Below are 12,914 nucleotides of genomic sequence, written 5' to 3' on the forward strand. Positions count from 1 at the left end.
CGGGCGGTCCGACCCACCGTCCGACCACCCGCACCGGGGGCCGGCCGGGGTTCCGGAGGTCAGCCGTGACCGCGACGGCAGCCCACGTCGGCACAGCCGGGTGGCCCGCTCCCGCATCGGCACGGTCAGCAACCGAGTCGGGGCAGCCGGGTGATCTGCTCCCACCTTCCCACCGTCAGAGGTCGGTGACCCGGATGCCGGCGTGCGCCTTGTACCGCTTGTTGATGGCGATCAGGTTGGCGGTGAACGCCTCGATCTGGTGGGCGTTGCGCAGCCGGCCGGCGTAGATGCCGCGCATGCCGGGGATCCGGGCGGCCAACGCGCCGACGATGTCGACCAGTTCCCGCTCCTCGGTGCAGATCAGCACGTCGAGGTCGATTCGGTCGATCTCCGGGTCGGCCAGCAACGGCGCGCTGACATGGTTGAATGCCGCGCAGACCCGGGAGTCGGGCAGCAGGGCCGCCGCCTGCTGCACCGCGCTGCCCTCGGCGACCGGCAGCGCGTACGGGCCCTGCCTGTCGAAGCCGAGCGGGTTGACGCAGTCCACGACGATCTTGCCGGCCAGTGGCCCGGCCAGCGCACCGACGGTGGCCGCGTGCCCGTCCCACGGCACCGCGATCACCACCACGTCGCTGCGGCGGGCCACCTCGTCGTTGTCCGCGCCGGTCACGTCGACCCCGGCGGGCAGCCGGGGCAGCACGGCGATCTCCGCCGCCGCCTCGGCCGCCCGGTCGGCGGAGCGGGACCCGATCAGCACCTGCTGGCCGGCGCGGGCGAACCGGTAGGCCAGCCCCCGCCCCTGGTCGCCGGTGCCACCGATGATGCCGACGGTCAGCCCGGACACGTCGGGAAGGGTGCTCGCGTCGTATGCCATGGCGTCATCCTCGCAAACCGCCCGCACGGTCAGCGGCACAAGGCGCTGTGACGCTGCCCGCCCCGCCGGGGCGGTCGGGCAGGGCGGGACCCGCCGGGGCCGGGTTCAGGCCCGCGCGAAGAGGACCTTGCGGCCGACCGGGTCGGCGGTGACCAGACGTACGGTGACCCGCTCCCCCAGTGGCAGCTCACCGGTGCAGCGGGCCCGTACCGGCGGATCGTCCAACGCCACCGTCCCGCCGGGCACCCGACCGGGCTTCGACTGACTGTTCGGCGGTGGGTCCACGTCCAGCACCGCCGCCGAGAACGTCTCCCCCACCCGGTGCTCCAGCAGCACCGCCTCGGCCAACTCGATCGCACCCCGGGTGGCGGTGCCCGCCGTCCGGTCGGTCGAGGCCATCACCTCCGGCAGCCGGGGCAGCGCCGTACGGGCCCACTCCGGCACCTCACGGCCCTCGTGCAGGGCCAGGCAGACCTCCGTGGCGTACCGGTCGGCCAGTCGACGCAGCGGGGCGGTGACATGGGCGTACGCGGCTGCCACCCCACCGTGCTCCGGTTGCTCGGGCAGCTCACCGTCGAACGCCGTGTACGCCGCACCGCGCATCAGCTCCGCCGCCTGGTCGACGAAGGCGGCGGCCCGGGGCTGCGAGGCGTCCAACCCGGCCAGCACCTCGCCCACCCGTACCCCGTCCGGCCAGTGCACGCCCAGCGGGGCCGCCGCCGCGCGCAGCCGGGCCACCGCCTCCGGTTTCGGTGCCGGCATGGTACGCAGCAACCCGATCCGGCCGGCGAGCATGATGTCCGCCGCCGCCATCCCGGTGAGCAGGGAGATCTGGGCGTTGTGGTCCTCCATCGGGCCGGGACCGCGCAGCACCAGCCGCCACCCGTCCCCGTCGGGCTCGACGTCCTGCTCGGGCAGGGGCAGGTTGATCGCGCCCCGGCGCAGGCCACGGGCGGTGAGCAGGGCACCGATCTCGGGCAGCAGGGCGATCGGATCGGGCAGCCGACCGGCGTCGGCAGCCACCTGGACGCCCGAATAGTCCAGTTTGGCGCGGCTGCGGACCAGGGCGCGTTCCAGCGCGACGGCGACGGTGGCCCCGTCGGCGTCGAGGTCGATGGTCCACAGCACCGCTGCCCGGTCGACGTCGGGCAGCAGGCTGGCCGCCCCCTCGCTGAGGGTGTGCGGGTGCAACGGCACGTTGCCGTCGGGCAGGTAGACGGTCTGCCCGCGCCGCCAGGTCTCCTCCTCCAGCGCCCCGCCCGGGCGTACGTGGGTGGCGACGTCGGCGATCGCGTACCGCACCCGGTAGCCGCCGGGTCGGGCGCTGAGGTGCATCGCCTGGTCCAGGTCGCGGGAGGCGGCCGGGTCGACCGTGACGAACGGGATGTCGGTACGGTCGGCCGCGGCGGGCGGCGGGGCGTCGGCCGCCTCGTCCGCCTCGCGCTGCGCAGCGGGCGGGAAGCTGTCGGGCAGTCCCAGCTCGCGGCGCAGCGCGCCGAAGTCGATGCGGGGCGCGAGCACACGTCGGATGACCACGGGTCAATCCTGGCAGCGTGCCGGGCGATCCGCTCTCCGGCAGGCGGGCGAGGCGTCCCCGTACGGTCAGCCGGTGGTCTTCCGGGCGCGGGAGCGGGCGCCGGCCGGGGCGGTCGGCCGCGCCGCCGCCGTACGCCCGGGGGCCTTGCGGGCGGTGACCTTCTTGGCGGGCGTCTTCGTGGCGGTCGCCTTCTTCGCCGCCGTCGCGCGGGTGGCCGTCGCGCCCGCCTTGCGGGCCGGGGCCTTCTTCGCGGTGGACTTCGACGCGGGTGCCGTCTTGGCGGTCGACTTCCGGGCCGGCGCCTTCCTGGCCGCGGCGGCCTTCTTCGCGGGCGTGGTCTTCGTCGCCGCAGCGGTCTTCGTCGCCACCGTGGTCTTCGTCGCCGCCGAGGTCTTCGTCGCCGCCGTGGTCCTCTTCGCCGCCGTCGCGGGCGTCGCCTTCCTGGCGGTCGTGCTCTTCGCGGGCGCGGCCTTCTTCGCGGCTGTCTTCTTCGCGGGCATGGCCTTCGCAGCCGTCGTCTTCGCAGCCGTGGCCCGCTTGGCGGTCGTGGTCTTCGCGGCCGTGGTCCGCTTGGCGGTCGCCTTCTTCGCGGGCGCGGTCTTCCGGGCCATGGTCCGGGCGGTCGCGGTGGTCTTCTTCGCCGCTGCCGCGGTCGTCCGTTTCGCCGCGGTGGTCTTCTTCGCCGCCGTGGTCCGGGCGGCGGCCGTGGTCTTCTTCGCCGCCCCGGCGGTCTTCCGGGCGGCGGCGGTGGTCGTGTCGGCGGCTTTCCTCGCCGGAGCCTTCTTCGCCGGGGCCGTCCTCGCGGTCGACTTAGCCGCGGCACTCCGGGAGGCCGGGGCCTTCTTCGCGGTCGACTTCGATGCGGGAGCCTTGCTGGCGGCGCTGCGGGTGGCCGGGGTCTTCTTCGCCGGGCCGGTCGCCGCCGTCCTGGCGGTGCCGGTGGACGGGGTCCGGCCCGCGCCGGCACCCGCCACGTTCGCCGTCGCCCGGCCGGCCGACGCCCTGCGGGCCGCGGTCATGGTGGTGGTGGAGCGGCGGGCCGCAGTGCTCCGGGTCGCGCCTGCGGTCCGCTCCGCCGCGGCGGTCTTCGTCGCGGCCGGGCGGGTGGTGGCCTTTGTTGCTTCGGCCATCTCGGTTCCCTCCTTGGGGACATGCTCCCGCGTGCCTCCTCACGGAGGCACGGAGTCCTCGACGCGGGCCGTCCCGCGCCGTTCAGTTGCCCTCCCCGGCCCAGCGGGCGTCTTCGGCTTCCCACGCCTCGTTGCGCTCCTGCACCTTCTGCAGGGCGTTCTCCGCGTCGGCAGCCGAGGGATACGGTCCGAGAACGTGCTTGGCAGGGCACACGTCGGCATCGGTCTCGACCCGGTGGTGTCGGGTGCACCAGTAGTAGTGCCCACCACTTCCGCTGTCGTTCATGAGATCACTGTGCACCGGGCGCAGCCCGACCGCCACCGGATCGCCGCAATTGGTCGCGACCACATCCACAGTAGACGTGCTCGGCGGCGCCGGAGGCGAAACCACGAAATTGGTCCTGACCTGCGCGGAGGCCGTCGCATGCGGCCCGGCGGCACCCCCGTCGGGCCGTGTTCGGCAGCGGCCGGGGCGGGCCCACCGACGGCGACGCCACCCCGCGTGGCCGGCGGTGGGCGGAACCGGCCGAGCCGAAAAGCCGGTGGTACGACTTCGACGACCCCCGGCAGAATCGAACCTCGTGATCATGACGGGGACGTGTCCGCACTGCGCGTCGGCGACGGTGTCGATACGGGGGCGACGCCCTGGTGCGCGGACTGCGAGTGGAACCTGGACACCTACGACCCGGGGCGTCGGACACCCGAGTTCGGCTGGGGACGGGTCGACCGACGTACCCACCGGATCGCCGCCCGGCTGAACCGTCGGCAGTACGCCGACCTCGTCGGCCGCCCGTTGGAGTCGACCGGACCGGACTGGCGCACTTCGTCAACGGCGACGTACGCCGCCTGCTGGTCACCCAGCCCGCGCTGACGATGCTCGGCGATGCCGCCGACCTGTTCCGGCCGTCCCCCGGCCGCCGCGCCGACGGGTTGCTGGAGATGGTCGGCGAGGCGGCGGGCCGGGCGATCTCGTGGGTGCTGTCCCGGCTGCTCTTCGGCATCCACCTGCTGCTGGTCTGGACGGCGTTGCGGGACAGCCAGCGGGCCGAGTACCTGGCCGACGAGCTGGCCGCCCGGGTGGCGGGCACCGACGGTGTGCGCGACCTGCTCGACGTCCTGCTCAGCGGGGACTCGGTGGCCCGGGTGGTGCGGCAGGCGGCCCGGACCGGCGGCGGGCCGGCGGTGTGGCGGTCGGGGGTGGCGTCGGCCCGGACGGCGGCGGTCGCGCGCATGCCGCTGGTCCGCCAACTGTCGGTCCGCGACGCGGCGTCGCTGTTCGCCTCGCACCCGCCGGCTGGGCTGCGCCACCGGATGCTCACCGCCCGCACCCCGCAGGAGCCGACGGTGACGCTGGACGACAGCCGGATGGAGCGTCTCGACGCGGAGTTGAGCCGGCACTTCGACCGGACGGCCCGGACCGTCGCCTGGACCGGCTGAGCCGTCGTCCGGGTGTCCACGGTCGGGACAGCCGCCTGGCCGTGGCGCGCGGTGGCCGATGGTTCGGGGACTTCCGGCCCTACCATCCGGACCTGGTACCTGGTATCAGCTCACCCCCGAGACGGACCATCCCTCACCCGGTCCCCTCGACGGGACCGCCGGCCGGCCCGGGTCGGCCGGACAGCCCCGATGCGGCAGCCCCGAGTGCGGCCGGACCGGGTTGTGTGCGAGCCTCGTCAGACCTCTTGCGGCGCTGCCACCGCCCGTCAACCGGGCGGGACGAGGACGACGATGTCAACGGCGCCGCCCTGTCGAACCGGGAGAACACCACCGTGGCTAGCCTGGACGTCGCCCTGAAGAATGCGATGAGTATCGATGGAGCGATCGGCGTGGCGCTCGTCGACTACAGCAGCGGGATGACCCTCGGCGTGGCCGGCGGCACCGGCGAGATCGATCTGACCGTCGCCGCCGCCGGCAACACCGACGTCGTCCGCGCCAAGATGCGCACCCTGGAGATGCTCAAGATCGAGGATGAGATCGAGGACATCCTCATCACGCTCGGCAGCCAGTACCACCTGATCCGGCCGTTGACCGGCCGCACCGGCAAGGGCCTGTTCCTCTATCTGATGGTGAGCAAGAGCCGGGCCAACCTGGCCATGGCCCGGCACCAGCTGCGCACGATCGAGGAGAGCCTGGAACTGTGAGCGCCGACAAGACCGAGACCGTCCTGCCCCGTCGTTCCGCGCGCGCCGGCAAACTACCGGCCGCCCGGCCGCTCCCCCCGTCGCTGGCCGGGGACCGCTCGTTGCCGTACCCGGCGATCAGTCGCGAGCTGGCGGAGCTGCGGCACCAGATCCCGGGGGTGCACGGCTGCGTGCTGGGCGGCGTCGACGGCCTGCTCATCACGCACAACCTGCAGACCGAGGTGGACCCCAACGACCTGGCCGCGCTCGCCGCGACCACCTTCGGCCTCGGCCGGCAGGTCGGCATGCGGCTCGACCAGGGAGACTTCCAACAGTCCACGGTACGCAACCAGAACGGCTACCTGAGCGTCTACGCCGTCAGCGAGCAGGCCCTGCTCGCCGTGGTCGGCACGGACGCGGTCAACGTGGCCCGGCTGCACCTGCACGCCCCGGGAGTGGCCGTCCGCCTCGCGGCGCTGCTGACCCGCGTACCGACGGACGCCTGAACCGGGACGGCGGGGGTCGCGGCGGAGCACGCCGCACCCCCGGCGGCCGGCCCCGAGCCCGACCGGCAGGCCCGGCCCACCCGGGCGCAGACATTCTTTACCGGGCGAATCCCGGCCACTGTCCACACTCCACCTCACCACCCGACCAGATATCCCGGATCTGGCTTTTCCGAAATAGCCAACACTGCCGGGAAATAATTATCGCCGATGGGCCGGGACGTGCAAATCAGCAACGATAATTGACCGCGAAAGTAACTACGTCGACACAAGTGTCTGATCAAGTCGACGGATGCCACTCTCGGTGCTCACGCCACCGACGCGGGCCACGCGTCGGCCATTCCTCTTACTGTCCGGACTGATCGCGCTGACCATTCCCCTGGTCGGCACCCCTGCCGAGGCGGAACGTGCCGCCGCCGCCGTCACCATGCCGACCTGCGCCTGGTCGTCGAAGTACGGGGCGACGAGCCTGAACGCCTACTGGCCGGACACCGCAGCAACCTACTGGTCGACCGTCTATCCGGTCACGCCAGGCCTGGAAATCACCATCTCGGGGGCTTTCCCCGACGCCAGATACGCGTCTTTCAACGTCTATGACGACAAGCCCACCTACTTTACGCGCAATGGTGTCAGCTCCAGCATGCCCGATTACCTGATCACGCCGGACGCGGGCAGCCAGAATCCGTGGCAGACCGCCGCCGCGCCGGGCGGCCGGTTCACCCTCACCATCACCCCCGACGTGGCGTTCGGGCAGACCAACCGCCTGCCCCTGGCCCGGGAGGACGCCCTGCCCGGCGCGAAGGCATCGGTGATCTTCCGGGTCTACCTGCCGGCCGGCGGGGACGCGACGGTCGTACTGCCCACCATGACCCTCACCCTCGACGGGGTGGCGCAGACCCTGCCACCCTGCCCGTCGGGAGGTGGTGGCCCCAGCACTCCCGCGACGGCGAGCGCCCGGGAGGCAGGACCGTCCGGCGCCGGCGGGCCCGGTGGCCCGCCGGGACCTCCCGGAGGTGGACCGGGCGGACCCGGTCATCCCGGCGGACCCGGCCCCGGCGGACCCGGTCATCCAGGAGGGCCTGGTCATCCCGGAGGGCCTGGTCATCCCGGAGGGCCCGGCGGTCCTCATGGGCCTGGTGGTCCTGGTGGTCCTCATGGGCCCGGCGGACCTGGTGGACCGGGCGGACCCGGCGGACCCGGTGGGCCTGGCGGGCCCGGCGGACCCGGCGGACCCGGTGGGCCTGGCGGGCCCGGCGGACCCGGCGGACCCGGTGGGCCTGGCGGGCCCGGCGGACCTGGCGGACCCGGTGGGCCTGGCGGGCCTGGCGGACCCGGTGGGCCTGGCGGACCCGGCGGGCCTGGCGGACCCGGCGGGCCTGGCGGACCCGGCGGGCCTGGCGGGCCGGGGCATCCGGAGGAGACCGGGCAGAAGCTCTTCACCCGGACATCCGAGGTGGAGAACCTCGCGCCGAACCCGGACAACGCGTATCTCGGCACCTGGGTCACCCCGCCGACGGCCGATCAGGTGGTGGTGATCCGAGGCCGGGCACCGCGGACGGTCTCCGGCAACCACCCGGGCGTCTGGCCGCGCCGGCACACCGACCTACGCTACTTCTCGATGTGCACCAACCTCGGTGGCCAGGTCAAGCCCGTCGTGATCAACCGGTTCACCGACGCACCGGCGAGCCTCGGCTGCCGCTACGACGACGACACCCGCCTCGACCGGCACGGCTACTACACCTACGTGCTCGGCCGGGAGCAGCAGCGGACGGCGATCGAGGCGGTGGACGACGCCACCTTCCTGCCGTTCTCCGTCTCCTATCCGGCGGCCCCGCACATGGTCCTGCTGCGCAACCTGATGCCGGTCGCCAATTTCCCGCACGCCACCCAGAACGTGCCGGTGGACAGCACGGCGGAGACCGCCGCGGCCGTCATGGGGCCGCACTACCCGCTGATGAAGGTGTGCGCGTTGACCGACCTCGCGGCCACCGGGCCGCACGCGTGCACGGCCTGAGCTGAGCGTCCGGGCGTCGGCGTCGGCACCTTCACCGGTGCCGACGCCGACGCCACTGTCGTTCCTGTCGTTCCTCCAGTCCGGACGACGAGCAGAGCCGACCGGATTCCGCCCCAGCCGCAACCTGTCCCGCCCGTCACGGGTGTATCCGGTAGAGCACCGCACACGTCCGGACTGGAGGAACAATGGCCCTGAAGAACCTGCGTGTTCTGGCACCCGTCGCCGTACTGGTAGCCCTGGCCGCCTGCGACCCCAGCTCACCCGACCCGGTGACGGGCTCCGGCACCACCCCGCCCGCAGTCGGCACCACCCCGCCCGGGGCCGGCACCACGGGAGCCACCGACGTCACCCCGTCCCCCGACAGTGCGTCGCCGACGCGCGGCGCGGTGTCCGCCGCACCGACGGCCACCAGGGCGGCCTGTCCGGTCAGCGCCGCCACCCTCCAGAAGGTGGCGGGGTTGGATGTCAAGACGCACCGGATCGACCCCGACCACATCAACTGCGCACGGCAGTGGGCGACCGCCGGGGTGATCGCCGTCGACCCGGGGCAACAGGGCGACGGGCTGCTGGTGTTCGCGCACTCGGCGGGCAGGTGGCAGAAGATCGGCGAGGGCAGTGGGCTGGAGTGCAGCCCGTACGGCATCCCGGAGGAGATCGGCGACCAGCTCGGCTGCCGCGACCACAGCTGACCCGCCCACCCTCGCGGCACGGCCGGCAGGACCGTATACAAAGTCGTGCAGTCAATAGCCGGCGTTGTCCGTCAATGCCATTGTGCGTTGTCTTCCAGCGCCAGTAACACCCCCACGAAACCCGACAGGAATCGTACGAGAACAAAGGCTTTCCATCAGCCGAGCCGATTGCTAGGGTGACAGGCAGTCGTACGACGATACACGGGGATCCTCAATGTGGAATCTCGGCCTCCGCCGAGTTCTTTACCGCAGGCGAGGAGAATAGTAAATGAAAAACTACATGACTGCCGGCATTCGCCGTCAACTCGGACGGGCCGCGGTGGTCGTCATGGTGGGTGCGGCCGGGCTGGTGGCAGCGACACCAGCGCACGCGTTCCCGAGCAACTGCGACGTCTGGACCATCTACGAGGACGGCGTGGGTATCGGCGGCGCGACCAAGTGCACGTCTGGCACCGGTACGCACCGGGTCGGCATCCACTGCTCGAACGGTCAGGACTACTACGGGGACTGGAAGAACACGGGAACGTCTTCGACCCGCGTTTCCCGTCGGGAGTGCCCCGCCGTGGGTGTCATCCTGAGCTACCGCTGGCTGGAAGCACAGAGCTGACCGACCGACCCCTCGGAATCTCTTTTCGGGTGAACAAAGCCCACGATCCCGTCGGGACGTAATGGTGTGGCATGCCTGAACCGGGCCGAATGCGGTTCAGGCATGCCGCACCACCGGCACCCTTAGGCCCAGCGATCGGGTGCGGTCACCACAAGGGACATCTCCGCGTCGAGTTGATCCCGTCCGCCTGGGGCAGACCCCACCGGCACCGCCGCCTACAGGGTCGCAAGAAGGCCCACCCAGAACCATGATCACGGCGCTGAGCTGGTGGGCGACGGACGAGTCGACCTGTACGCCGGATTCTGTGCGCGGCGCGTACCCCTTGCGGGGCCCGCACCGGCGGCGGCCATCCATCTCGGCCTACCGTCGCCGGCAGGCTCCTGCGGCCTACCCGCAGACATCGGGCGGGCAGCCCTCAAGCGTCTGCGCCGGGTCGTCAGCTTGCGGTGACGGCCCTTGCTTGGCCTTGCTCCGGGTGGGGTTTACCTAGCCACCCCGGTCACCCGGGGTGCTGGTGGGCTCTTACCCCACCGTTTCACCCTTACCGTCCCCGAGTGGGGTCGGCGGTCTGTTTTCTGTGGCACTGTCCCGCGGGTCGCCCCGGGTTGCCGTTAACAACCACCCTGCCCTGTGGAGTCCGGACGTTCCTCGGCGGCGGGCCGCAGCCCGCCGACGCGACCGCCCGGTCGACTCGTCCGTCGCGCCCCCATCCTAACGACGCAGCGGTCCGCGCCGATTCCACCCCACCCCGGCCGGCACCGCGCCGGAGGCGAAAATGGTACGCGGTTGATCCGGTGGAGGGGCTCTGATCAGGGCGTACTAGCCTCTGGGCCCCATGGACCTCTCCGATGCCGTACTGCTGATCATCGCCGGTCTCGCCGCGGGCACGGTGAACGCGGCGGCCGGTGGTGGTTCTCTGATCACCTTTCCGGCGATGATCGCGGTGGGCATTCCGCCGGTGGCGGCGAACGTCAGCAACTCGGTGTCGGTCTTCCCCGGTTATGCGGCGAGTGTGGCGGGCAGCCGGATGGATCTGCCGCACCGGCGGACGCTGTGGCCGTTGCTGCCGACGGCGGTGCTCGGCACGGGGGTCGGCTGTCTGCTCCTGCTGGCCACCCCGGCGCGGGCGTTCGACCTGGTGGTGCCGTTCCTGGTGCTCGGGGCCACAGCGGTGTTGGCGTTCCAGGGGCCGCTGCGTCGGCTGGTCGGTCACCCGGCCGAGTTGGGCCCGCGCCGTCGTACCCTCACGGTGCAGGCGATGGTCGCGGTCGGCACGGTGTACGGCGGCTATTTCGGCGCGGCGCTCGGGGTGATGTTGGTGGCCGGCCTGGCCCTGGTGCTCGATGCGACGCTGGCCCGGGTATCGGCGGTGAAGAACCTGCTGTCGGCCGTGGTGGGGTTGACCACGCTTGTGGTGTTCGCCCTGTTCGGGCCGGTCAACTGGGCGGCGGTCGCGGTGGTCGCGCCGGCCACGATGCTCGGCGGGTACGTGGGGGCGCGGGTGACCCGCCGCCTGCCACCGGTGGTGCTCCGGACGCTGATCGTCTGCTTCGGTACGGCGATCGGTCTCTACCTGCTCTGGCGGGCGCTGGGCTGAGCAGCCCCGGGGCCGTTCAGTAGGCCTCCCCGACGGGTTCGTGCTCGGCCTGCCGGGCGGCCCGGTTCCAGCGGGACCAGCGCAGTCGTTCGCCGTAGCCGGCGGCCATCAGGTGGGCGAAGGCCAGGTAGACGAGCAGGCCGACGGCGAGCACGCCGAAGCCGACCCAGAACGGCAGCGTCAGGCTGTGCTCGGCGAGTTTGCCGGCCAGGATCGGGGCGGGTGCTGCGGCACCCCAGCGGACCAGGTTGAACGCGCCGGTGGCGACCCGGCGGTCGGCGGAGCCGAGGCCGAGGGCCAGGTCGGTGAGGTTGGCGTTGGCCAGGCCCATGCACAGGCCGGCGACGACGAGCACCACCAGCGACTCGGCGGTGCCGGCCGAGGTGGCGAAGAGGACCATGCAGGCCAGCAGGCCCACGAGGGCCACCCCGACGGTCTGCACCGCGCCGATCCGGTGGGCGAGCCGGTGGCCGATGAGCAGGATGCCGGCGGCCAGGCCGAGGCCCCAGCCGGTGAAGGCGAGGCCGAGGGGGATGACGTCGAGGCCGAGGAAGAGCGGCGTGTAGCCGAGCACCACGAAGAAGACGAAGTTGTAGGCGGCGGTGACCACGCAGAGGATGAGGAACGCCGGCCGGCGGTAGGTGGCGAAGATCTGCCCCAGTCGTACGGGCGGCTGCCGGTTGGTCGGCTCGCGGAGCTTGCGGGCGGCGACCAGCAGGGCGAACACCATGAACATGCCGCAGACGAAGAACGGCAGTCGCCAGCTGATCTCGCCGAGTAGGCCGCCGATCAGCGGGCCGACGGCGAAGCCGAGGCCGAGTGCGGTCTCGAAGAGGCCGACCACCCATTCCCGGTCGTTGGCGAGGTTGACCAGGACCACCATGGCGGTGGCGAAGAACATCGCGTTGCCCAGCCCCCAGACGCCGCGCAGCACCGACAGTTGCACGATGTCGTTGCTGAACGAGGCGGCGATGGCGGCCAGCCCGACCACCGAGACGCCGGTGACGAGCACCGGTTTGAAGCCGAAGCGTCCGCTGGCCAGGGTCGCCGGGATCATCCCGACCGCCATCACCGCGATGTACGCCGTGAAGAGCAGCTCGACCTGCCAGGCGGTGACCCCGATCGCGGTGCCGATGGCGGGCAGGATGGGGTCCACCACGGCGATGCCGGCGATGGCGAGGAAGGCCACCAGCGTGGTGGCGTAGATGGCACTGCGGTGGGGCTCGGTACGCCGGTCCACTCCGCCTCCTGTCGGGCCGAAGCCACAGATAGCTGTATCATACAGTTAATTCTGTTGTATCATACAGCTATGAGCGACGACCAGGCGAAGCGAACGGAGTCGGACGAGGCCACCCTCGGCCGGATCGAGACCGAGGTCGCCCTGTTGATGCGGCTGGGCGAGGCCACCCGCCGGGCCACCGGCAGCGCCGAGCACCGGGTCCTCGACCGGGCGGCGTACGTGATCCTGCGCCACCTGGACGCCACCGGCCCGCAGAACGTCTCGGCGCTGGCCGCCCGGCTCAACCTCGACGGCTCCACGGTCACCCGCCAGGTGTCGGCGCTGCAACGCGACGGCCTGATCGCCCGCGCCCCCGACCCGGTCGACGGCCGGGGCACGGTGATCTCCCCCACCCCCGCTGGCCTGCACCGGATGGCCGCCGTCCGGGCCGCCCGGACCCGGCTCTACGGCGACATCCTGGCCGACTGGACCCCCACCGACCGGGACACCCTGGCCACCCTCCTGACCCGCCTCAACCAGGCCCTGGACACCCGCACCCGCCGCCCCTAACCCACCCCTCCCCACCCCACCCGTTACCTTTTTGATCGTCCCCAGCCGGGGACC

The 12,914-nt window shown here is 72.2% G+C and carries 14 protein-coding genes, 1 other RNA gene and 2 pseudogenes; 9 read left to right on the top strand and 8 right to left on the bottom strand.

Translation table 11 applies throughout. From position 1 onward, the window contains the following. Nucleotides 1–175: 175 nt before the first annotated feature. From npdG to AB0B63_RS03615, 4 genes are all read right to left on the bottom strand, one after another. Nucleotides 176–874, bottom strand: coding sequence for an NADPH-dependent F420 reductase (gene npdG, locus AB0B63_RS03600; RefSeq protein ID WP_208568778.1), 699 nt, complete (start codon nucleotides 872–874; stop codon nucleotides 176–178). Between the two features lie 105 nt (nucleotides 875–979). After that, nucleotides 980–2,410: an RNB domain-containing ribonuclease gene (locus AB0B63_RS03605; protein WP_357014298.1), complete on the bottom strand. Its 1,431-nt coding sequence runs from the start codon at nucleotides 2,408–2,410 to the stop codon at nucleotides 980–982. Nucleotides 2,411–2,476: 66 nt separating this feature from the next. Beyond that, complete coding sequence (locus AB0B63_RS03610; RefSeq protein ID WP_357014300.1) at nucleotides 2,477–3,541, bottom strand: hypothetical protein; 1,065 nt, start codon at nucleotides 3,539–3,541, stop codon at nucleotides 2,477–2,479. Between the two features lie 82 nt (nucleotides 3,542–3,623). Next, the gene (locus tag AB0B63_RS03615; protein WP_088644869.1) at nucleotides 3,624–3,827 is read right to left on the bottom strand and encodes a hypothetical protein; all 204 of its coding nucleotides are present in this window, start codon (nucleotides 3,825–3,827) and stop codon (nucleotides 3,624–3,626) included. A gap of 312 nt (nucleotides 3,828–4,139) precedes the next feature. Here AB0B63_RS03615 and AB0B63_RS03620 point away from each other — a divergent pair, with 312 nt between their 5' ends. The 4 genes from AB0B63_RS03620 to AB0B63_RS03635 all read left to right on the top strand — a co-directional run bounded on the left by AB0B63_RS03620 (nucleotide 4,140) and on the right by AB0B63_RS03635 (nucleotide 6,167). Further along, entirely contained in the window at nucleotides 4,140–4,412 is a 273-nt protein-coding gene (locus tag AB0B63_RS03620) for a hypothetical protein (protein WP_357014303.1), read from the top strand. A 2-nt stretch (nucleotides 4,413–4,414) separates the two neighbouring features. Next, nucleotides 4,415–4,978 carry a hypothetical protein gene (locus AB0B63_RS03625; protein WP_357014305.1) on the top strand — a complete coding sequence of 188 codons (564 nt, stop codon included), beginning with the start codon at nucleotides 4,415–4,417 and terminating at the stop codon, nucleotides 4,976–4,978. 332 nt (nucleotides 4,979–5,310) lie between these two features. Then, on the top strand, nucleotides 5,311–5,682 hold the full coding sequence (locus tag AB0B63_RS03630) for a hypothetical protein (protein ID WP_067306011.1): 372 nt from the start codon (nucleotides 5,311–5,313) through the stop codon (nucleotides 5,680–5,682). Then, entirely contained in the window at nucleotides 5,679–6,167 is a 489-nt protein-coding gene (locus AB0B63_RS03635) for a roadblock/LC7 domain-containing protein (protein WP_208568781.1), read from the top strand. The genes AB0B63_RS03630 and AB0B63_RS03635 overlap by 4 nt, the downstream gene beginning before the upstream one ends. A 960-nt stretch (nucleotides 6,168–7,127) precedes the next feature. On the opposite strand, the pseudogene AB0B63_RS03640 reads toward AB0B63_RS03635, so the two are convergent. Together AB0B63_RS03640 and AB0B63_RS03645 are read right to left on the bottom strand one after the other, a co-directional pair. Beyond that, nucleotides 7,128–7,322 (bottom strand): annotated as a pseudogene (locus AB0B63_RS03640) (hypothetical protein); the annotation flags it as partial. Between the two features lie 45 nt (nucleotides 7,323–7,367). Further along, a pseudogene (locus tag AB0B63_RS03645) lies at nucleotides 7,368–7,556 on the bottom strand (hypothetical protein); the annotation flags it as partial. Between the two features lie 61 nt (nucleotides 7,557–7,617). On the opposite strand from AB0B63_RS03645, the gene AB0B63_RS03650 reads away from it, so the two are divergent. The 3 genes from AB0B63_RS03650 (at nucleotide 7,618) to AB0B63_RS03660 (ending at nucleotide 9,474) form a co-directional block, all read left to right on the top strand. After that, nucleotides 7,618–8,178 carry a hypothetical protein gene (locus tag AB0B63_RS03650; RefSeq protein WP_357014308.1) on the top strand — a complete coding sequence of 187 codons (561 nt, stop codon included), beginning with the start codon at nucleotides 7,618–7,620 and terminating at the stop codon, nucleotides 8,176–8,178. Between the two features lie 185 nt (nucleotides 8,179–8,363). Then, on the top strand, nucleotides 8,364–8,867 hold the full coding sequence (locus AB0B63_RS03655; RefSeq protein ID WP_357014310.1) for a hypothetical protein: 504 nt from the start codon (nucleotides 8,364–8,366) through the stop codon (nucleotides 8,865–8,867). A 268-nt stretch (nucleotides 8,868–9,135) separates the two neighbouring features. Further along, nucleotides 9,136–9,474 (top strand): hypothetical protein, encoded by a 339-nt coding sequence (locus AB0B63_RS03660; RefSeq protein WP_208568784.1) that lies wholly within the window; start codon nucleotides 9,136–9,138, stop codon nucleotides 9,472–9,474. Nucleotides 9,475–9,749: 275 nt separating this feature from the next. Here the strand turns inward: AB0B63_RS03660 and rnpB are convergent. Further along, nucleotides 9,750–10,168: RNase P RNA component class A (rnpB, locus tag AB0B63_RS03665), an RNA gene on the bottom strand. 141 nt (nucleotides 10,169–10,309) lie between these two features. On the opposite strand from rnpB, the gene AB0B63_RS03670 reads away from it, so the two are divergent. Then, nucleotides 10,310–11,071 carry a sulfite exporter TauE/SafE family protein gene (locus AB0B63_RS03670; RefSeq protein WP_357014313.1) on the top strand — a complete coding sequence of 254 codons (762 nt, stop codon included), beginning with the start codon at nucleotides 10,310–10,312 and terminating at the stop codon, nucleotides 11,069–11,071. A gap of 16 nt (nucleotides 11,072–11,087) precedes the next feature. Here the strand turns inward: AB0B63_RS03670 and AB0B63_RS03675 are convergent, their stop codons facing one another. Next, nucleotides 11,088–12,311 (bottom strand): MFS transporter, encoded by a 1,224-nt coding sequence (locus AB0B63_RS03675; protein WP_208568786.1) that lies wholly within the window; start codon nucleotides 12,309–12,311, stop codon nucleotides 11,088–11,090. Between the two features lie 69 nt (nucleotides 12,312–12,380). Here AB0B63_RS03675 and AB0B63_RS03680 point away from each other — a divergent pair, with 69 nt between their 5' ends. Further along, complete coding sequence (locus AB0B63_RS03680) at nucleotides 12,381–12,860, top strand: MarR family transcriptional regulator (RefSeq protein ID WP_208568787.1); 480 nt, start codon at nucleotides 12,381–12,383, stop codon at nucleotides 12,858–12,860. Nucleotides 12,861–12,914: the final 54 nt, after the last annotated feature.

This window comes from Micromonospora sp. NPDC049081, assembly GCF_040648835.1.
In the GTDB taxonomy this organism is placed as follows: domain Bacteria; phylum Actinomycetota; class Actinomycetes; order Mycobacteriales; family Micromonosporaceae; genus Micromonospora; species Micromonospora antibiotica.